General features: G+C 64.1%; 16 protein-coding genes. 1 reads left to right on the top strand and 15 read right to left on the bottom strand.

Annotated features, from left to right (window positions below):
* Positions 1 to 6 precede the first annotated feature (6 nt).
* The 6 genes from V6V88_RS21710 to V6V88_RS21685 all read right to left on the bottom strand — a co-directional run bounded on the left by V6V88_RS21710 (position 7) and on the right by V6V88_RS21685 (position 8,614).
* The gene (locus V6V88_RS21710) at positions 7 to 1,278 is read right to left on the bottom strand and encodes an IS256 family transposase (RefSeq protein WP_102776314.1); all 1,272 of its coding nucleotides are present in this window, start codon (positions 1,276 to 1,278) and stop codon (positions 7 to 9) included.
* A gap of 18 nt (positions 1,279 to 1,296) precedes the next feature.
* The gene (locus V6V88_RS21705) at positions 1,297 to 3,996 is read right to left on the bottom strand and encodes a toxin VasX (protein WP_338616289.1); all 2,700 of its coding nucleotides are present in this window, start codon (positions 3,994 to 3,996) and stop codon (positions 1,297 to 1,299) included.
* Positions 3,996 to 4,871 carry a DUF4123 domain-containing protein gene (locus tag V6V88_RS21700; protein ID WP_280002744.1) on the bottom strand — a complete coding sequence of 292 codons (876 nt, stop codon included), beginning with the start codon at positions 4,869 to 4,871 and terminating at the stop codon, positions 3,996 to 3,998. The genes V6V88_RS21705 and V6V88_RS21700 overlap by 1 nt, the downstream gene beginning before the upstream one ends.
* On the bottom strand, positions 4,868 to 6,997 hold the full coding sequence (tssI, locus tag V6V88_RS21695; protein WP_338616286.1) for a type VI secretion system tip protein TssI/VgrG: 2,130 nt from the start codon (positions 6,995 to 6,997) through the stop codon (positions 4,868 to 4,870). Before tssI ends, V6V88_RS21700 begins: the two co-directional genes overlap by 4 nt.
* Before the next feature lie 163 nt (positions 6,998 to 7,160).
* Positions 7,161 to 7,679 carry an Hcp family type VI secretion system effector gene (locus V6V88_RS21690; protein ID WP_056326349.1) on the bottom strand — a complete coding sequence of 173 codons (519 nt, stop codon included), beginning with the start codon at positions 7,677 to 7,679 and terminating at the stop codon, positions 7,161 to 7,163.
* A gap of 305 nt (positions 7,680 to 7,984) precedes the next feature.
* Positions 7,985 to 8,614, bottom strand: coding sequence for a nitrogen fixation protein NifQ (locus V6V88_RS21685; protein ID WP_223572548.1), 630 nt, complete (start codon positions 8,612 to 8,614; stop codon positions 7,985 to 7,987).
* A 179-nt stretch (positions 8,615 to 8,793) separates the two neighbouring features.
* Between V6V88_RS21685 and V6V88_RS21680 the strand changes: the two genes are divergently transcribed.
* Positions 8,794 to 11,310 (top strand): ankyrin repeat domain-containing protein, encoded by a 2,517-nt coding sequence (locus tag V6V88_RS21680; RefSeq protein ID WP_338616282.1) that lies wholly within the window; start codon positions 8,794 to 8,796, stop codon positions 11,308 to 11,310.
* 137 nt (positions 11,311 to 11,447) lie between these two features.
* On the opposite strand, the gene cyoD is transcribed toward V6V88_RS21680, so the two are convergent.
* The 9 genes from cyoD to V6V88_RS21635 form a co-directional block, all read right to left on the bottom strand.
* On the bottom strand, positions 11,448 to 11,798 hold the full coding sequence (gene cyoD / locus V6V88_RS21675) for a cytochrome o ubiquinol oxidase subunit IV (RefSeq protein WP_056326358.1): 351 nt from the start codon (positions 11,796 to 11,798) through the stop codon (positions 11,448 to 11,450).
* Positions 11,798 to 12,412, bottom strand: coding sequence for a cytochrome o ubiquinol oxidase subunit III (gene cyoC / locus V6V88_RS21670; RefSeq protein WP_056326361.1), 615 nt, complete (start codon positions 12,410 to 12,412; stop codon positions 11,798 to 11,800). Before cyoC ends, cyoD begins: the two co-directional genes overlap by 1 nt.
* 3 nt (positions 12,413 to 12,415) lie before the next feature.
* Positions 12,416 to 14,392, bottom strand: coding sequence for a cytochrome o ubiquinol oxidase subunit I (cyoB, locus tag V6V88_RS21665; protein ID WP_062839676.1), 1,977 nt, complete (start codon positions 14,390 to 14,392; stop codon positions 12,416 to 12,418).
* A gap of 2 nt (positions 14,393 to 14,394) precedes the next feature.
* Positions 14,395 to 15,303 (bottom strand): ubiquinol oxidase subunit II, encoded by a 909-nt coding sequence (cyoA, locus tag V6V88_RS21660; RefSeq protein WP_338616278.1) that lies wholly within the window; start codon positions 15,301 to 15,303, stop codon positions 14,395 to 14,397.
* 259 nt (positions 15,304 to 15,562) lie between these two features.
* Positions 15,563 to 16,114 carry a response regulator gene (locus V6V88_RS21655; protein ID WP_062839675.1) on the bottom strand — a complete coding sequence of 184 codons (552 nt, stop codon included), beginning with the start codon at positions 16,112 to 16,114 and terminating at the stop codon, positions 15,563 to 15,565.
* Positions 16,115 to 16,119: 5 nt separating this feature from the next.
* Positions 16,120 to 17,325 (bottom strand): HAMP domain-containing histidine kinase, encoded by a 1,206-nt coding sequence (locus V6V88_RS21650; RefSeq protein WP_056326371.1) that lies wholly within the window; start codon positions 17,323 to 17,325, stop codon positions 16,120 to 16,122.
* A 253-nt stretch (positions 17,326 to 17,578) separates the two neighbouring features.
* Positions 17,579 to 18,067 (bottom strand): copper chaperone PCu(A)C, encoded by a 489-nt coding sequence (locus V6V88_RS21645; protein WP_223572544.1) that lies wholly within the window; start codon positions 18,065 to 18,067, stop codon positions 17,579 to 17,581.
* A 22-nt stretch (positions 18,068 to 18,089) separates the two neighbouring features.
* On the bottom strand, positions 18,090 to 18,713 hold the full coding sequence (locus tag V6V88_RS21640; RefSeq protein ID WP_338616276.1) for an SCO family protein: 624 nt from the start codon (positions 18,711 to 18,713) through the stop codon (positions 18,090 to 18,092).
* 103 nt (positions 18,714 to 18,816) lie between these two features.
* Entirely contained in the window at positions 18,817 to 19,254 is a 438-nt protein-coding gene (locus V6V88_RS21635; RefSeq protein WP_223572540.1) for a DUF2946 family protein, read from the bottom strand.
* Positions 19,255 to 19,426: the final 172 nt, after the last annotated feature.

The following is a 19,426-nucleotide window of genomic DNA, read 5'->3' as shown; positions in this document are numbered from 1 at the left end:
AAGTTGTTATCCCCGGGCCGCAGTAAACCGTTCGCCGAACAGGATAGCAAACTGGTTCATGGCGACTTTCCAGTCGAAGGTCGCTCTGACGGACTTGGCCAGCACGTTGCGTAGCGCCAGCCATAGGAGCTTGATGGCGGCCTCATCCGTTGGGAAGTGGCCTCGCGTCTTGATGATCTTGCGCAATTGCATGTTCAAGCTCTCGATGGCATTGGTCGTGTAGATCACGCGCCTGATGTCCGGCGGGAACACGAAGAACGGCGTGACGTTCTCCCAGGCCCGCTGCCAGGCCGCGACGATGGTGGGGTACTTGGTTCCCCAGGGCCCATCGGCGAACGCCTGTAGCGCCTGCTCGGCTGCTTGTGCGCTGGCGGCTGCGTAGATCGGGCGCAGGGCGGCGGCTACAGCCTTGCGATCCTTCCACCCCGCGTAATCCAGGCTGTTGCGGATCAGATGCACGATGCAGGTCTGCACCGTCGTGCGCGGGAAGGCCGTGCCGATGGCGTCGGCCAGGCCCTTCAGGCCGTCGACCACGGCGATCAGGATGTCCTGGCACCCTCGGGTCTTGAGTTCATTGAAGACCTTGAGCCAGAACTTGGCCCCCTCGGTTTGCTCGACCCACAGGCCCAACACATCGCGCTGGCCGTCGGCCTGCACGCCCAGCGCCAGGTACACCGCCTTGTTGCTGACGCCGCCGTCGTCTCGGATCTTGACCCGCAACGCGTCGAAGAACACCACCGGGTACATCGCCTCCAGCGGCCGGTTCTGCCAGGCGATGGTCTCGGCCATGACCTCGTCGGTGACCGAGCTGATGAAGTCCGGCGAGACCTCGGTGCCGTAGCTCTCGGCCAGGAACGCCTGGATCTCGCGCACGCTCATGCCCCGTGCGTACATGGCGATGATCCGGTCATCGAACCCGGTGAAGCGTCGCTCGTGCTTGGGGATCAGGATCGGGGCGAAGGAGCCGTCCCGGTCACGGGGAAGCTCCACGCGCACCGGGCCATGCTCGGTCAGCACCGTCTTGCCGCTGGCGCCGTTGCGCTCGTTGGCCTGGCCTTCGGGCTTGTCCTCGCCTGGCCGATAACCCAGATGCAGGTTCATCTCCGCGGCCATCGTGCGTTCGATCACCGCCTTCTGGAACGACAGGAACAGGTCTTGGACCTCGCTGGGCGTCATCGGTCCCTTGACCAGATGATCCAGCAGTTCGGCTGGGACTTCAGGCAGCGGCCCACGGGCCGCCGCCTGAGCGGCTGCGCTGCGTCTCTTCTTCATCGGCATATCCATGGTCTTTAGTCCTCATGATATGCCTCGCACACAAAATTGCGGATAGGCCCCGAACGCCACATGTTGGGTAACTGCGTACGCACTGACCTGTGGTTGCCAGCCAGGCAACAAAACGACGACTTCGCGCTGAGACCGCGTGGGTCTATAGCTTGGAATGACGGCGTCTAGAGCAATGTTGCCGAAATTGAAGCTGGTCTCGATCTTCGGCTCAAGGAATAGCTCGTAGTACTTTTTTTGTTCCGTCACGCCGTCGAGTGTTGGCGCGACGCCCAAACATCCATGGTTAATCCAGTCGGCGACCTTCGCGCGGTCGATTCGGCTCTGGTTCCAAGCGTAGGCCAATTGAAAAGCAGAGATGATCAGAGCTACCGGTGCGTCCGCAAACCAGATTGCGGCCCGGCCGACTGTGGAGAGCGCGACGGTCTGACCAGCTTTTTGAAGAGCGAAGCTTCGCGCTGCTACTCCCAGTCTTTGCGTCCAGATTTTTGCGCCGAGATATGAAAAGCCGACGCCAGCCGAAGCCCCTTGTAGTGCGATACCCGCATGCGAAATATGCCTCTCATTCTTCCCGGCTGCCTTTCCCGCGGAAAGGTCCTTTAGTGCCGTTACCAGGGATGCACCAGCAACCAAACCGATCGCCCACCGATCTGCTCGTTCCACGAGCTTTCTCAATACCCTAGTCTCGACATCCTTTCCGGTCAGGGCAGCTATATCCCTTTGCCGACTCAGTACCGCAGTCTTCAAGCCATAGCCAGATCCGCCAATGCCCAAAAGATTCCCGGTCACGTTCAAACTATTAATCAAGACGGATTGATCACCTCCGGCGAACTGATTTAAGGCGGCAACTGTATTGGTGATGGAAGTAACCATGCTCAGCCCGCCTAACCCCACTTTTGTGCCATGCCACAGCGATAGCTTGGCACGCAAACCCGGCGCCGCTTGGCTGATCTCCGCGATCTCCCCGTCGTCCAGCGCGTAGGCAAGGCGGATGATCGCGATGTGGTCCTTAACGGCCTGTGCAGGTGCGCTAATTCGGAAGTTGACCGTACCGGATAGATTGGCATCCCGTCGAAGCAGTGCAGGAATGTCTCGCGTCTTAATGTTCTCAAACATGGCCAATCGGCCTTCAGCAGCTTCAAACAACGCAGCAAATCGGCTGCTCCATAGGAGCTGAGCTGTCACGGGCGTCGGCCCCTTTGTCAACGCGAGCATGGTCAAGGCCGTGAGTTGTCTGGATGCAGCGTCCGGTCTGATTTCCTTGACGATGGCTCTGAGCTCTTTAAGTGCCTGGTCCGACAGTTGATCCGTCGTTGGCTCAAATACCCGACGCGTCGCCGCCCACGCGCTAATTTTTGGATAGCCTGTCAAGGCATACGCCAGCAGTGTGCCTTCTCGCGGTCCGTCGGGTGTCAATTGCTGCGTGAGCGCCTGCGTGCCTGGCGTGCAGCAGATCAGGCCGAATAACGTGCGAACCACGGCTGCGCGGCCCGCTGCGAAGTTGGTGGGATCCGCCCAGTCGTAAAGATTCGCCACCGTCGCCGACAGTGCGCCTGGTCCGTTATACGTTGTTCCCCAAGGAACCAGATCCGCCGCCGCGGCATTCAGCCACTCCTGATAACGACCCACCGTGGGCACATCGTTCTTCAGAAACTCTGCCCTGGCTTTCTCGTCCACGGACTCCATGAACAGCTTGCGCTTGGCGGCGAGGCCCTTTTCGTACGCACGCGCACGCGCCGCGTTAGCTGCGCCTCCGGTCACGCCCGGCGGTAGCGCGCTGCCGACCGCATCGTTCGAGAGCGTCTGGAGCTCCGCCTCGCGGGCCACGTTGTTGCCAAGCGCTTCGATCGCGTCACTGACCCAGCGCAGGCGAGCGGCATGCTCGTTGTATGTGCTCCATTGCTGCAGCACGCCGTCGATGCGGTGATTCAGTTCGCTGGCCATGCCGACGGGGTCGTGCAGCACCACTGCCAATCTTGCACTGCCCGGGCCTTGCGCCATGCGCATTGCTGCTACTGAGGGCGCGATCACGCCGTCGGCATACTCGGACCAGGGAACGGTTGCGCCGTCCAATCCGATGGGCTTTTGATCCGCAATGTCTTCCAGGCGCAGGGTGTGGGGAACCTCAGGCGCTTGCTCCGGATTGAGGTCTTGGGCGAATGCGGTGAGCCAGGGCCTCAAATCGACCGACGTTCCGAATGTACCGAGCGCGGCGGTAGAGCCGTCATGGATGGCCGTGAGCTTGCGGGCGCTCAAGAGCGTGTCGGCGAACCAGATCGTGACTATCTTCGGGTCATGGTGATAAGCGGGAATATAGGGAAACGGCAGTAGCTCGCCCACCAGCCCCGTCGCGCGAAACGCCTCGTCGAGCTGAAGCCGCTGAAAGCTGGCGGGTCTGCGCTTGCCGCCATTTTTCTCGCCATCCGGGCTGCGATAGACGAAGCACAGGATCTGCTCGCGATTGTCCGGATCGAGGATGTAGAGAAAGCCGTCGTCGTCGCGCAAGCTGCGCAGCACGTATTGGCTGCTGGCAAGGACAGGAAATCCGCGTTCCAGATTTTTGTGGGTGTAGGCGTAACCGGCCTTTTCCGCCGGGGCAAGGGCATATCTGAGCGGGTAGAAGGGAATGACCTTATTGCACTGACGAGACGACTCAGCGGAATCGCTGGCCGTGCAGTTGCTCAGCTCTCGCGCGGTTTTGGAGATGACGATCATCAGGCCGCACCCTTCATGAAGGCATGAGCGTTTCGCACACGGCGCCATGCGGGAACATCCGGTTGGCTCATGATGCGGGCCAGCGGGCTTTGGGCCGCGAACAGTTGATCGTGATAGCCGAAGTACACATAGAGATAACCGTACATGTCCTCATCGTTTTCAAACCCGCGCGACGCGGCGACGGCGGTGTGCTGTCGCACATAGGTCAGCATGGTGAGCTCGTCAACGCGCTCGAGGGCGGGGATATTGGCTGCCAGCAGGCGGCGCGCAAACTGGGTGTCGCGATATTCGATCTGGTGCGCACGCAATGCGTGCAGTTGGGTTGTCGTCAGCAACAAGGAGGCGTCTGTAGTCTGTTCGTTTCCGGGATTACCGTGTTCGAGTCGATACCACTCGCCCTTTCCCTCGTTCCATTCGCACCAGTGCCAGCTATTCACGGGGCCGAGAAGGCTGTCCGTGGCTTGGTGGTCCATGCCTTGAATCAGTCCGCGCAATGTTCGTGGCTCGTGCAGACGCAGCAATGTCTGTGTGCCATCTGGCAGACTCGCGTGCCGCAAGCAGCGAAGGTGATTCAGCACGACTTCGAAGGGATGGCGTGATAGCAGCAGCCCGCCCAGGTGTCTGGGCGGCCAGTCTGTCGTGAACGACTGCAGCAAGGGCGTATCGGAATGCGCACGCACGAGCAGAGGTCCATCACGACACTGCGCGTCATACTCGGTCTCGCTGTAGACCCACGCATGCCAGATGCGGTGATCGAGCGCGGAGACCTCGGCTTCCAGGCCGGTTGCGAGTCCGCCGTCCAGGAGCAGGTAATAGTGAGGCTCTTGTTCAGCGATCGCGGCGAGCGCGTCGGGTGTCGTGCGAGACAGAGTCATTGGCCCGCCCCTGCCCGGCCGCAGGAGCAGTGTTCGAGCGGGCACGTCCCGTCTGCCCGCATGGCGCACAACGAATTGAGGGCGCGGCCTTGTTCGGCAATGCCTTTGATGCTTAATTGGTTCCCCGAGCCGCCCAATTGGCTGATGGGACCCTTCAGCTTGATGGCAATACCTTGCAGCGTGATGCCGCTGTCGTCGATCGTGATTGCGCCGCCTGGTCCTCGCAGCACGGCCTTTTCGCTGCTTTGCAGCTCATAGAGCACTGTTCTTCTTTCAATGCGCTTCCCGGCATTGAGCTGATGGTGCCCTTGGACGGTGACCTCGGCGTTTCCGCCGATATCGATCGAATGATTGGCCGCGGTCTTGTCGATCCGATGGTTGCCGACATCTTCGATCCGATCCTTCGCCGTCCGGATGATATGGTTGCGTCCGTGATCAAGGAAGTCGTCACGTCCCACGCTGTGACGCCGGTCCTGCCCGATGGTGACGTGTTCATCGTTGCCCACCGTTTCCTTGCGGTCGTGTCCGACAGCAATGGTTTCATCGTGTTGAACCCGTTCGCTGCGGTCATTTCCCACAAACGTCGTCTCGTCGTGATTGACGTGAATGTTCTGGTCCTTCTGCGCATGAACGTAGATCTCTTCTTGATCCAGTTCATCCTCGAAACGCAGCTCGTTGTACCCGTCGCCTTTGTGCGATTTGCTCTTGATCGTCATCCGCGTCTTGTGCTGCGGTAATTCGTAGGGGGGCAGGTTGGTCGCGCGATACGTGCGTCCGATGATGATGGGCTGATCGCAATCTCCATCCAGAAAGTCCACGATCACTTCCTGTCCAATGCGCGGAATCGCCATGTGGCCCCACGCGGCGCCTGCCCAGTTTTGCGAGACGCGGATCCAGCAGGAGCTGTGTTCGTCGTGCCTGCCCAGGCGGTCCCACGGGAACTGGACCTTCACGCGGCCGTAGTCGTCGCAGTAGATTTCTTCGTTGGCGGGACCCACCACCGAGGCGATTTGCGGGCCGTCGATGCGCGGTTTGCGAGCGGGCTCCGGCTTCCAGTCCACGCGGTCCGGGATGATGTCGGCGGTGTAGCGGTACTGGGTTCCTTGCAAGGCTTCTGCGGCTTCTTCCTGCTGGCTCGTGTGCTGCACGCCGTGATGGCGCATGCGCACCGGCCGCCAGCCGTGGTTCCAGTCCTCTCGCGGATGGCCGGTCAGGTCGAACGCGACGCCGGGCACGAGCCGCGCGTCGTCGCCCTCGACCGTGGCCATGCGCGCATCGCGGCGCAGGCCCAGCAGGCGGCTTTGGGTGAAGGGCTTGCCGGCTTCGTCGCGCTTGTAGCGGCCGGGATAGTCGTAGCGTTCGTAGCGGGTGGAGTGATGGGGCATGTCGCGCGCGACCGAAGAATGTTCCTGGTCGTACTGCGGATGCGTGTAGGTGTAGTCGCGGTGCGTCTGGCGCGCGGTGCGCACGTGCTCGGCGTAGGTGAAGCGGTGCAGTGCGGGTTCCGGCTGGTCGCCTCCGGGCGTCGGGTTGTAAGCCACGGGACCGCCGTCGATCGTCCCATGCACGTAGATGCGGTCGCCGTGGATCAGGCGGTGGCCGTGGTCCGAATGGACAAACCGGTAGAACAAGCCTTCTTCAGCGGCGAGTCGATCGAGAAACTGCAGATCGGTGTCGCCCGCCTGCACGCAGTACTCGCGCGCCAGGTGCTCGTTGGTAGCGACCTGTTCGTAGTCGGTGATGCCATGGGATTTGAGGATCTGCTCGAGGATCTCGGGCACGGATTGCTGCTGGAAAATGCGCCAGTCCGAGCAGAGCGCCGTGCGCGCCAAGGCTGGTTCGACGACAGCGCGGTAGCGTGTCCTTCGGAAACCGGTATCGCCTTGCTCGAAACCGGTGACGACGCCGTGCACGTGCCGCACAGGCGTGTCGCCGCGCCAGATCGTGAATAGCGCAGGCTGGTCCAGCAGCGCGCCAAAGTCCACCGCGGGGTCAAAGCTGGACAGCTCCACGCGCAGTTGGTAGGTCGAGGAGAGCGCTTCGTCGAGCGTGAATTCGATCACTTCGAAGTTGGCGCTGGCTGCGATGGGGGCGAACGTGAACCGCATGTCGGATAAACGGGGCATCTCGGTATCCTGTGCGGCCATGACGATTGGGGCAATCGTTATGGCCGCAGATGGTCAAGAAGAGGACTGAGTTACCGGTGTGGGCAACTCCGGCGCCTGTGAGGCGCGATGAGCGCGAAGGCGCCGGGCCGTGCGGCGATTGGCGCGGCCCGGCGCGCCCGGCTTAGCTTTCCAGCGGCTTGCGCCAGTCGTCCGAAGCTTCCGTGCCGGCGATCGCATGCGTCCAGGTGATCTTGCGATACGCCATGGCCACCTTGATGAGCTGGGTGTAGTCCGCCTTGCTGGGGTCCTGCGCATGCGGCAGGACGCTGGTGATGTCCACGATCGTGGCGTCTTCCAGTTCGGTGGTGAAGAAGTGCTCCTGCTTGCCGTCAATGGAAGTGCGGTACCACTTCACTTCAACCTTGGGCAGCATTTCGCCGGCGGCCAGGGCCTGGTACAGCAGCGGCGTCGCCTTGTTCAGCGCGCTGGTGAACGTAAAGGGTTTGTGCACGCGCTGGCCGGAGGGTTGGCCGCTTTGCGGGTCGGTCGGGGTGTTGACGCGGTGCTCGATCTCTTGCACCAGGATCTGGTCTTCGTGGCCTTCCACGTAGACGTTGCCGACCGAGTCGGCGGTGAAGGCGCCCTGGGTGATGTTGCCTTGGGTCTTGCCGGTGATGCTGATATAGGCGGGAGTAGGCATGACGGATTCCTGTGTCGTCGTTGGGCCCGGTGGGGCCAGAAGCATCCCGAAGGTGGGATGCAACGACATATGCGAAATCCGTGCCAGGTTTGGCGAAGCGAAAAATACTGCCGTGAAATCAACGCTCTACGAACAAAAAGCGCCGAATGCGCTGTACGCGGGCCGCCGTCTTTGTCCGGCCACGCGCGTGTTTGCGCGATGAGCCGGGCCAGTTTTGACCCGGTTCATCGTAAGCCGTTGATTCATAAGATAACAGACCGGGCCATATTTGGCCCGGGCGGGTCAAATATGGCCCGCCCCGCTGCTTATGCCGCGGCCCGGTAGCAGAACTCGCTGTCCTCGCAGTCGCCGCATCCGGGCGCGGCTTCGGCGGGCAGGCCGGCGTGTTCGCAGGCGGAGTAGGCCAGGAATTTCTTCCAGCGCATGTTGTCGACGTTGCGGCTCACCAGCCCGGGGTAGTGGCGCGCGAGCAGCACGGTGACGTCTTCGCGTCCGGACAGGCCCAGGTCGCGCCACAGGTGATCGGGCCGCAGGCAGGCGTGCGCGAGGATGCTGCTGACCCATTGGGTCGTCTCGGGGCCGGGCGCGCGGTAGGCGTCCAGCAGCACGCGCATCAGTAGCGTGAACCCGGGTTGCGGATCGCTGGCGCCCTTGCCCACATAGGCGGCGAACTGTTCGCGCAGCGCGGACAGGGAGGTGTCGAATCCGGTCAGGGCGCCGGGGAACAGATAGTCCAGAAGGTCCTTCAGTTCGGCGGGCGACAAGCCGCTGCGGGCAAGGTCCTCGTGCGCGATGCTGGTACCCAGGACCGCGGCAAAAAAGCCGGCATCGGGATGGACGGGAGGCGCGTGACGCAACAAGGCGTCGGCAAACCGTTGGGCCCGATCGGCGATGCGGGGGGCGGGCGTGAAGGGCGGCACGGGCTCGGCGTCCATGATGATCTGCTGCGGAATCGGTTTGCTAAGGTGTTAACTAAACAATGTAGGGGCGACTATATAACGAATAATCGGCGGGTTTGTGCCATCTACGGGTCAATCCCCGTTGGGACATACCCGAGGGTGTGCAGTGGGGCGGGTATCATCGGCATCCCTTTCATTGCCGACGTCTCCTGTACATGCCGCGCCCGTTCCGCCCCGTTGTCACCCGTCTGTTTGGCGCCGTCGCGCTGACGCTGGCCGGCATGGCGGCAGCGCCGCCACCGGCCCTGGCATCCGACATCGGCGCGGTCATCGAATCGATCCGCCTGTCGCGCTATCCGCTGCGCGAACCCGAGCGCCGGGTCTGGGGTACCGAGAACGTCAAGGACGTGGTGCTGGTCGGGCAGATGGAGAACCGCCTGTACCTGTACCGCTATGTGCGCGAGGGGGGCAAGGACTTCCGGCTGGATTTCCGGTCGCAGCCGCTGGTGATCGACCCCGAAGGCTGGACGGCCCCGCGCGAGGAGAACGTGCAGGTCAGGTCGCCGCGCGCAGACGAAGCCTTTTATTGGGTCGGCCTGGCCGATCACCGCGCCCCGGCCGGCAAGGCCACAGGGTTTCTGGTGGACGGCAAGGGCGAGGCTGCATCCGTGAATGCGGACGTGCAGCTTGCCGTGGTCACGAGCGGCCGGCCGTGGGATGAGGCGCGCCGGGCGCAGGCCATGACGACGCTGCAGGCGGTGCTGCGCGAGTATCCCTCGCGGCTGGACGCGTTTCCCGCGCAGGTGCGCTTCGAGCACCAGACGGCGCCGGATGTGACGGCCACGTTCCGAACCCTGCATCAGGTGGCGCGCGCCATTCCGCGTGCCAAGACGGCCGAGTTCCAGCGGGCGCTGGCCGATCTGCGCCGTTTTGTGATGGCGCAGGATTATCGCGAGATCGATCCGGCCGGCAAGGACGCCGAGATGACGACCGCCTTGAACGACTACGGCTTCTGGCTGGCCGAGTCGGGCGACACGGCGCAGGCGGACCGCATCCTGACCGACGTGCTACGGCGCGATCCGTCGCGCACCGCCGCCTACCTGAACCGCGCCGACGCCCGCTGGAAGCAGCGCGAAAAGTCGCGTGAGGAGCGCGCCTACTACGAGGCGTTGGCGCGCGAGGACTACCGGCTGTATTGCGCGCGGCGCCTCGCGTCCAAGGAAGCCATTCCCGGCAACGTTGCCGCCCGCATCGGCGCCGCGCTGGAAACCCCGGCGCTCGATGCGTCGGCCTGCCGTCCGCGCCTGGCGATCTTTCAGGCGATCCAGGCCGGTGATGTGAACGCGGTGCGCGCCGAGCTTGCCGGCGGTCAGGATCCGAACGGCGTGAACGAATACGGCAGGTCCGCGCTGGCCGTGGCCGTGTCGCGCAAACAGCTCGAGATGGTGCGCGCGCTGCTGGATGCGGGCGCGAAGGCGGATGGCCCTGATAACGGGTTCTCGCTGGTGGCCAGCGCATTGCCCGACGCCAAGGACACCCGCCCGGCCGCAGAGCGCTATGCGCTGGCCGACATGCTGATCGCCGCGGGCGCGCCGGTGGATGCATTGGACTCCAACGGCACACCGCTGCTGATGCGCCGCATCTCTTACTACAGCGACAGCAAGGACAACCTGGTCTACCTGCTGGAAAAGGGCGCCAATCCGAACGCGCGCGAAAAGAATGGGCGCTCGCTGCTGCACGCGGCGCTGCAAACCCCGAAGAACTTCTGGTTCGCCGAAAAGCTGCTCGCGCGCGGGGCGGACATCAATGCCGCCTATATCCGCATGTATTACGGAAACAGTCCCATGTGGGAAACGCCGTTGCTCTCGGCGCTGCGTGAATTTCCGGGCGGCGACCTGACGCCGGCCGCGACCTATCCCGTCCCCGAGCGCGTGACGTTCGCGCTGGCGCACGGGGCCGATCCCGCGGTGGGCGGCTACGGCGCGACGAAAGAGAAGCCGGACCGCAATGGATTGGACGAGGGCCTGTCGCTGGCGGCCCGCTATCTTCAGCCGGGTCTGATCGATCAACTGATGCAGGCCGCGCGCGCGCCTCAGGCGCCGCTGTCCACGGAGCCGCTGTCCAGCCTGCTGTCGGTGTGGAACCGCGCGGAGCAACGCGCGGCGGCCGACGGCAACAGCGCGGCGTGGGACGGCCAGCGCGCGCGGCTGCGCGCCACCGCCGACCGCCTGGTGGCAGCGGGCGTGCCGCTTGCGGCCGCGGCGGACGCGGCGGTGCCGCTGCGCAACCGGATCGCGCCGCTCGGCCTGCCGTGGCTGCCCGACGATCTGTACGAGGCCTGGTTGAAGGCGGGGGCGGACCCCACGGACCGGAGCGATCCGGATCTGCGGCTGGAAGGCGTTGCCGCGGCGGACGCGCTGCCGCTCGTGACCATGCTGAGCCTGGGCAAGGACAACAAGGTGCGTTTGTTGCTGGAATATGGCGGCAGGCCCCGGACGCCGGCGCGTTGCGGCATGGCGGTGGCCGATGTGCTGGCCTGGCAGTTGGGCAATAGCGGTCCGGTGAGCCCGATGGGCGGACGCGCGGTCAAGCAGGTGCTCGACGCGGCCGCAGGCCCGGCGGGGTGCGACCTGAACCAGGCCGCGCGCGTGCAGCCCTTCGTTGGGGTGACGGCCGCGGAACTGGCGCGTCGCGCCGACGTGACTTTTACTGCGGCCGGCCCGGCGCGCTGACCCACGCGGGCGCGCCGGCAGCGCCGCGCACCGCCGCCGTGTTCCCCACCACGCGCGGTCGTGGCTTTCATTTGAGCGCAGCAAAAAAAACAGGCGCCCGAGGGCGCCTGTTCTGCTTGCCTGAACGGCAGGCCGTCTTACATGGCGTGGCCCATGTTGACGTTCATGTTGTACAGCACCCAGGCCGAACCACCGACGATGATGAAGATGATCATCACGGTGAAGACAAACGTGGCCAGGTTGTCGCGGGACGACTTCGATGCGCCCATGTGCAGGAAGTACACCAGCTGGACCAGCAGCTGGAGTATGCACAGCGCCACCACGCCAATGATGGTGGCGGTGTGGGACAGCGCGCCGTGCATCACCAGGCCGAACGAGCCGAAGGTGAGCAGCAGCGAGAGCACGAAACCGATGATGTAGGACTTCAGGCTGCCGTGATCGGCGGCGTGATCGTCGTGGCCGTGTGCGGCCGCAGCGGAGTGCGACATCAGAGGGCTCCCAGGAGGTAGACAAAGGTGAAGACGCAGATCCAGACGATGTCCAGGAAGTGCCAGAACAGGCTCAGGCACGCCAGACGACGCTTGTTGATCGAGTCCAGGCCATGGCGGCGGATCATGTCGAGCATGACGATGATCCAGATCAGGCCAAAGGTCACGTGCAGGCCGTGCGTACCGATCAGCGTGAAGAACGCGGACAGGTAGGCGCTGCGGCCCGGACCGGCGCCGATGCTGATCAGGTGATGGAATTCATAGATTTCCATCGCGATGAAGCCCGCGCCGAACAGGAACGTGACCATCAACCAGCCCATGGCACGGCTCTTGTTGTTGGCGTGCACGTTCAGGTTGGCCATGCCGAAGGTGAAGCTGGACACCAGCAGCAACAGCGTTTCGACCAGGACGAAGTTCAGGTCGAACAGTTCCTTGCCGGACGGTCCGCCCGCGGTGGCGTTGGACAACACCGCGAACGTGGCGAACAGCACCGAAAAGATCAGCAAGTCGCTCATCAGATAGACCCAGAAACCGAAAACGGTCTTGGATCCATCGTCGTGATGCGCGTGATCGTCGTGACCCGCGTGGGGGTGAGTGGCTACGGCTTGAATCATGGCTCAGGCGGCCTTCTGCATTTTGTCAAAGTGAGCGTTTTCGATGCGTTCGACTTCCGCGGCCGGGACCCAGTAGTCGACGTCGCGGTCATAGGCGCGAACGATGAACGACCCGATCATGCCCACGAAACCGACGATCGACAGCCACCAGATGTGCCAGATCAGCGCAAAGCACATGACCAGGCCAAAGGCGCCAATCCAGACACCGGCGGCGGTGTTCTTCGGCATGTGGATGTCTTCGTACTTGGCCGGGCGCTTGTAGGCCTTGCCGCTTTGCTTGTCTTCCCAGAACTGGTCCAGTTCATCGACGTGAGGAACGTGGGCGAAGTTGTAGAAAGGCGCGGGCGACGAGATCGACCATTCCAGGGTGCGGCCATCCCAGGGATCGCCGGTGACGTCCTGGTTCTGCTTGCGCTGACGCACGGAGACGAACACTTGCTGCAGCAGGAAGAAGATGCCCAGCATGATCAGCGCGGCGCCAGCCAGCGCGACCAGCAGGTACGGCTGCCATTCGGGGTTGTCGTAGTGGTTCAGGCGGCGCGTCATGCCCTTGAAGCCCAGGATGTACAGGGGCATGAAGGCCAGGAAGAAACCGACGAACCAGCAGTAGAACGAGTAGCGGCCCAGACGCTCGTTCAGCGTGAAGCCGAACGCCTTGGGGAACCAGTAGATCATGCCGGCGATGCAGCCGAACACCACGCCACCGATGATGGTGTTGTGGAAGTGCGCGATCAGGAACAGGCTGTTGTGCAGCACGAACGACACGCCGGGGATGGCCAGCATCACGCCGGTCATGCCGCCGATGACGAAGACGATCATGAAGCCCAGCGTCCACAGCACCGGCGTCGTGATGCGCAGGCGGCCACGGTAGATGGTGAACAGCCAGTTGAAGATCTTCGCCCCGGTCGGGATCGAGATGATCATTGTCGCTATGCCGAAGAAGGCATTGACGTTGGCGCCCGCACCCATGGTGAAGAAGTGGTGCAGCCAGACCAGGAACGACAGCACGCCGATGGCCGCCGTGGCGTAGACCATGGACTTGTAGCCGAACAGCGTCTTGCGGGCGAACGTGGCAACGATTTCCGAATACACGCCGAAAGCCGGGAGCACCAGGATGTAGACCTCGGGGTGGCCCCAGATCCAGATCAGGTTCACGTACATCATGACGTTGCCGCCACCGTCGTTCGTGAAGAAGTGCGTGCCCAGGTAGCGGTCCATCGTCAGCAGCGCCAGGGTCGCGGCCAGCACGGGGAAGGCGGCGACGATCAGGACGTTGGTGACCAGCGAGGTCCACGTGAAGATCGGCATCTTCATCAGGGTCATGCCAGGCGCACGCATGCGCAGGATGGTGACGATGAAGTTGATGCCGCTAAGCGTTGTTCCCAGACCGGAGATCTGCAGCGCCCAGAGGTAGTAATCCACCCCCACGCTTGGACTGTAGTCCAGCCCGGACAGCGGCGGATACGCGAGCCAGCCGGTCGCGGCGAATTCGCCCACGAACAGCGAGATCATCATCAGCGCGACGCCGGCGCCGAACAGCCAGAAGCTCAGCGAGTTCAGGAACGGGTACGCCACGTCGCGGGCGCCGATCTGCAGCGGCACGACGATGTTCATCAGCCCGGTGATGAAGGGCATCGCCATGAAGAAAATCATGATGACGCCGTGGGCGGTGAAGATCTGGTCGTAGTGGTGCGGGGGCAGGAAGCCGGCCGAGTCTGCTGACGCGACGGCAAGCTGCGTGCGCATCATGATGGCGTCGGCAAAGCCGCGCAGCAGCATGATGAGCGCAACGATGATGTACATCACACCGATGCGCTTGTGGTCGACGGTAGTGAGCCACTCCGTCCAGAGATACTTCCACTTCTTGAAGTAGGTGATGGCGCCGAAGACCGCTAGGCCTCCCAGGCACACGGCGGCCAGCGTAACCATGACGATAGGTTCATGGTACGGAATGGCCTCGAGGGTGAGTTTCCCGAGCATTGTTAGTTGATTCCTGCGATCAGATTATTCGACGTGGAGGTGCACGTGGCGGAGTCCACGCCGGCCATCTTGCTCATCGTGCTGCCCAGAATGAAGTCAAACATGGCGGGCGGCGCCGACGAATACTTCACGACCGGATTGCGCTCGCTGCGCTTGGTCAGTTCCGCGTAGACCTCGGGGGTCAGGGCGGTGGGAGAAGCCTTGGCTTCCTTGATCCAGTTGTCGAATCCTTCCTGCGACATGGCGTGGGCCTTGAAGCGCATGCCCGAGAAACCGCCGCCGCTGTAGTTGGCCGAAATGCCGGCGTAGGTGCCGATTTCGCGCGCATTCAGGTGCAGCTTGGTTTCCATGCCGGCCATCGAGTAGATCTGGCTGCCGAGCTGGGGGATGAAGAAGGAATTCATCACCGAGGCCGACGTGATCCGGAAGTTGACCGGAACGTCCACGGGGAACGCGATCTCGTTGACCGTGGCGATGTCGTACTCGGGGTAGATGAACAGCCACTTCCAATCCAGGGAGACCACCTCGATGGTCACCGGCTTGTGTTCGGACACGAGCGGCTTGTAGGGATCCAGCGCGTGCGTCGAGCGCCAGGTGATCACGGCCAGGATCGCCACGATGATGCAAGGGACGGTCCAGACGACGGCTTCGATTGGCGTGGAGTGAGCCCACTTGGGCTGGTAGTCGGCTTTGGTGTTGGAAGCGCGGTATTTCCACGCAAAAGCCACGATCATGATGAGGACGGGAATGACAACGATGAGCATGAGCCCGGTCGCCGTCAGCAGCAACGTCTTTTCCTGGATGCCGATATCTCCCTTGGGGGAGAGGATTTCCATGTTGCAGCCGCCAAGCAGCATGACCGCGCCGACGCCAAATATGCGCGTAAGGGTCGCAAGGAGGGGGTGTTTCACGTACAGCCTTGGATGGAAAGGTGGGAAATGCTGCAAAGCAGCAGACTGGAATGCTGCTAGGCAGCAACCTCCATCCTATCGGTTTGATTTTGGTCAAGCGTGCGACGAATGGTCGCATTGCCTGGGAGGAATCCGGCCCAAGGGCGGCAGATTCAGGGTTTTCCTAGGGGAGCAGACGCCCCGAGGGGAGAGGGTGGGGTGCGACGATATGTCGCACCTGCACACGGGGGTGTTGTAAAGATGTGTCGCCCCGCAACATTCAATCCGCGAGGACTTCGCGTTCCGGCCCCGGTTTTTTTGCCAGCTTGCGCTGGAGCGAGCGCCGGTGCATGCCCAGAAGGCGCGCCGCAGCGGAAACGTTGCCGCCGGTCTCGTGCAGGGCCTGATGAATGTGCTCCCATTCTAGGCGGTGCAATGGGGTCATGGTCGTTTCGATCGTAACTGTTTCTGGCTTCACCAGACCCAGCGTGCGCAGGATCATGGGCGCCGTGGCCGGCTTGGGCAGATAGTCGTCGGCGCCGCGCTTGATGGCTTCCACGGCGGTCGCCACGCTGGCGTAGCCCGTGACCAGCAGGATGCGCATGTCTTCGCGCAGCGCGCGCAGCGGCCGGATCAGGGTCAGGCCGGAGTCTTCGCCCAGGCGCAGGTCGACCAGGGCAAAGGCCGGACGGATTTCTTCGGCCACGCGCAGCGCCTCGGCGATGCCGGTGGCGGTGCGGGTTTCCAGACCGCGGCGCGACAGGCTGCGTTGCAGGGTGCGCACGTAGAGTTCGTCGTCGTCGATCAGCAGGCCAAGATCGTTTGCATTCATCACATTCAGGTCCCGGGGTTGCCGAGAGGTAAATAAAAGCGGATGCGGGTGCCGCCGCCTTCGGCCGCGGTCATGGTCATTTCACCGCCCAGCTGCTCCACCGTGGCATGCGAGAGGGCCAGGCCCACGCCCAGTCCTCCCGGCTTGCCGCTGTTGAACAGGCTGGTCGCCGGCAGCATGGCATGGTCGGGATCGAAACCCCGTCCGTAATCGCGGACTTCGCCACGCAGGGCGCCGTAGCCGTATTCCAGGTGCAGGTCCACGCGGGGCGCGTCGGCGGCCTCGCCCGCGTCGGCGGCGTTGTTCAGCAGCGCCTGCAAGAGGTGGGCGATGGCCGGATCGACGCGCAGGCTGGTGGGCAACGTGCCCGAGCGCTGCAGGTCGATGGTCGGGCGGATCAGGCGCCATTGCCCCACCACGCGAACCAGATCCACGGCGGTTGGGACCGCCAGATTGCGGATCCGTTCCCGGCACAGGGCCAGAAGCTGGCTCAGGGTGGTGACGTCTGCCCGCAGGTCTTCGTCGTCCTGGACTTCGGCGGCAATCTCGTCGGTCAGCAGTGTCATGGTGGCGAGCGGCGTGTTCAGCTCGTGCGCCATGGCGGCCGCGTGCGTGGCCAGGGCGACGATGCCCTCGTTGCGGGTGAAGCGTTCGCGCAGGCGGGCAAGCTCGCGCTCACGGGCGCGCATGTCGGCGGCCAGCCGGGTCGAAAACACCAGCACGACCACCACCGAAATCAGGAAATTGGCGCCCAGGCCCCAGAGCAGCAGGCTATGGGGATCGACGTCGCCGCGCAGGGGCTGCCCGAAGATCGCGGCGGCGCCATAGCCCAGCACGCCGGCCAGCGCGGCCGCAAGCGCCCAGTTGCGCGGCAGCGCCAGCGCCGCCAGGGCGGTCAGGATCAGGAACATCGTTCCGAACGGGTTGCTGATGCCGCCGCTCCAGCCCACCATCCACGCCAATACGGCCATGTCGACGAACAGATGGCCGAAGGCGGTGGCGTGGGAGAGGTCGCGCGGATGGCGCAGGCGCAGGCTGGCGTAGACGTTGAAACCGATCAACAGACCCACGCCCAGCCACAACGGTTCCAGCGGCAGATCCAGGCGCAGGAGGCTGCTGGCGAGCAGGATGGTGGCGGCCTGGCCCGCGATGGCGAGCCAGCGCAGGCTGCAAAGGGTACGCAGGAATGAAAAGGCGGAACTACCGGGCATATCCAGATACAGAGGCGCCGGCCAGCCTGCCGGCAGTTACGGGCGCCCGGCTGCGCGGAACGCTGGCATCCTGAGCGCGGCGGCGGTGGCCGGCTGCCGCCTGGCCGGGTGGGCGCTGGCGGCGGATGTGCAGGCATTGTATGGCGAATCGGAGCCAGCCGCCGGGCCATGCCCGGCGTTATGTGTCCCTGATATCGCCGGTCTTACTGAATGGCGCCCGTGCCGCGACGCGGCACGGGCCACCATATAGAGATCAGTGGCCGTGGCTGGCCGCCGGCGCGGCGGTTGCGTTCAGCGGCCGCGCCACGGCGTCCACGGGGATGCGCCGCAGCTGCTTGGCGGCGTCCTCGACGATCAGCGTCAGCGCGACATGGTCGCCGGCCGCGATGGGCTTGGCCAGGTCGATCAGCATCACGTGGTAGCCGCCCGGTTTCAGTTCCACCGCCTTGCCGGCTGGCAGATCGATGCCCGCCACCTGCCGCATCTTCATGACGTTGTCCTGCATGGCCATCTCGTGCACTTCCACGTGCTTGGCGGCCTGGGATTCCACGCCGACCAGCCGGCCGGATTCGGCGGCGGTCAGACGCATGAACGCGCCGGTCGCGTGCTGGTTGGGCACCGTGGCGCGCACCCATGCGTCCTCCACGGTCAGTCCGGCGTTCTGAGCCAGCGCCATCGGGCCAAAGCCGGCCAGCGCCAATGCGAGCGCGGCGGCCACGGGTTTGATCGAGATCTTCTTCATGAGCGTTTCCTTGAATATTGGGTCAGAGGACGGTGCGCAGATCCTGCGCGCAGTCCTGGGCACTTTGTTCGTGGCGCAGGGCGATGCGCAGCTTGCCCTGGGCATCGATGACGTAAGTCAGCGCGGTGTGGTCCATGGTGTAAGAGGAACCCGTGGGGACCTTCTGGAAGAACACCTTGAACGACTGGGCGGCGGCGCGGGTCTGTTCGGCCGTGCCGCGCAGGCCGATGAAGCCGGGATCGAAGGCCTGGGTGTACGCGCGCAGGATCTCGGGCGTATCGCGCTCGGGGTCCACGGTGATGAACAGCACGCGCAGCTTGTCCGCGTCGGCGCCCAGCAGGGACTTGATCTCGACGGCGCGGGTCAACGCGGTCGGGCAGATGTCCGGGCACTGCGTGAAGCCGAAGAACAGCATGATGGGGTGGCCCTGGTAATCGGCCAGCCGCCGCGTCTGGCCGTCGGTGTCCTGCAGCTGGAAATCGCCGGTGGGCATGCCGGACAGATCCATGCCGTGCAGGGGCGGGGTGTCCTTGCCGCAGCCTGCCAGGGGCAGCAGGGCCAGGGTGGAGAGCAGCAGACGGCGCCGCGGATCGGGCGCGACGCCGCGCGGCGCGCCAGTGGACGCGCGGGTAAACAGCGAATTCATGGGTACCTCTGGATTGACGAGTCGGCCGCGCAGCCGGGGCGCGCGGCGGGGCAGTCCGTGCCCGTTGCGGATGCGCATGGGGCACGGAAGATCCGGGACGGGGTCAGGCCAGCGGGGGTGGGGCGCGCGATCCGAGGGGTGGACCGTGGGCGGGCTGCGCGGGCAGCGCGCGATGGGCGGAGAAGGGCGGGGCGTGCACGGCTGCCGTCAGCAGCAGCGGCACCATGGGCGGCGCGGTGGCGGGCGTGACGTGGGCGAGCAGTCCGAAGGGACATTGGGCGCCGGTATTGGCGGTGTCGTGCCCGGCCTTGCCGCCTTCGGCGGAGAGCGCCAGGCTGATCGCCGGCAGGTTGCCCGCCGCCGAGCAGAAGGTGACTTCCAGGCGGCCGTCATGCAGGGCGCGGGTGTCCGGCATATAACCGGCCGGCACCAGCGCGCGCAGCGCCAGGGCCAGCAGCGCCAGCCACAGCACGCCATCGGCGCGCAGAGTGCGCAGCGTGCAAAGGAGGCGGGTCGGGTAAGACCGGGTCGCGTAAGACATGAGAGGCATTCTATGCCAAGCGGTCCCGATTTCTTGGTACCCTTGAACGCACTTCTTTCCGACACGCGACCCCGTGCCCCAGGTTTCAGAGCTTTCCTTGTCCGTTTCGAGCGTGTCCGTTCAGACCTTGTCCGTTTCGACCGTGTCCGCTTCGAACTTGCCCATTTCCAAC

The sequence above is a fragment of the Achromobacter sp. E1 genome (genome assembly GCF_037039475.1).
Taxonomy (GTDB): Bacteria; Pseudomonadota; Gammaproteobacteria; order Burkholderiales; family Burkholderiaceae_B; genus Achromobacter; species Achromobacter mucicolens.
The sequence above is the reverse complement of the archived record's forward strand: the minus strand, read 5'-3'. Positions and strand labels throughout refer to the sequence as shown.

Coding starts and splice junctions, on each gene's coding strand:
- V6V88_RS21710 (WP_102776314.1), bottom strand. CDS start 1,278: ATGCCGATGAAGAAGAGACGCAGCGCAGCCGCTCAGGCGGCGGCCCGT.
- V6V88_RS21705 (WP_338616289.1), bottom strand. CDS start 3,996: ATGATCGTCATCTCCAAAACCGCGCGAGAGCTGAGCAACTGCACGGCC.
- V6V88_RS21700 (WP_280002744.1), bottom strand. CDS start 4,871: ATGACTCTGTCTCGCACGACACCCGACGCGCTCGCCGCGATCGCTGAA.
- tssI (WP_338616286.1), bottom strand. CDS start 6,997: ATGCCCCGTTTATCCGACATGCGGTTCACGTTCGCCCCCATCGCAGCC.
- V6V88_RS21690 (WP_056326349.1), bottom strand. CDS start 7,679: ATGCCTACTCCCGCCTATATCAGCATCACCGGCAAGACCCAAGGCAAC.
- V6V88_RS21685 (WP_223572548.1), bottom strand. CDS start 8,614: ATGGACGCCGAGCCCGTGCCGCCCTTCACGCCCGCCCCCCGCATCGCC.
- V6V88_RS21680 (WP_338616282.1), top strand. CDS start 8,794: ATGCCGCGCCCGTTCCGCCCCGTTGTCACCCGTCTGTTTGGCGCCGTC.
- cyoD (WP_056326358.1), bottom strand. CDS start 11,798: ATGTCGCACTCCGCTGCGGCCGCACACGGCCACGACGATCACGCCGCC.
- cyoC (WP_056326361.1), bottom strand. CDS start 12,412: ATGATTCAAGCCGTAGCCACTCACCCCCACGCGGGTCACGACGATCAC.
- cyoB (WP_062839676.1), bottom strand. CDS start 14,392: ATGCTCGGGAAACTCACCCTCGAGGCCATTCCGTACCATGAACCTATC.
- V6V88_RS21655 (WP_062839675.1), bottom strand. CDS start 16,114: ATGAATGCAAACGATCTTGGCCTGCTGATCGACGACGACGAACTCTAC.
- V6V88_RS21650 (WP_056326371.1), bottom strand. CDS start 17,325: ATGCCCGGTAGTTCCGCCTTTTCATTCCTGCGTACCCTTTGCAGCCTG.
- V6V88_RS21645 (WP_223572544.1), bottom strand. CDS start 18,067: ATGAAGAAGATCTCGATCAAACCCGTGGCCGCCGCGCTCGCATTGGCG.
- V6V88_RS21640 (WP_338616276.1), bottom strand. CDS start 18,713: ATGAATTCGCTGTTTACCCGCGCGTCCACTGGCGCGCCGCGCGGCGTC.
- V6V88_RS21635 (WP_223572540.1), bottom strand. CDS start 19,254: ATGTCTTACGCGACCCGGTCTTACCCGACCCGCCTCCTTTGCACGCTG.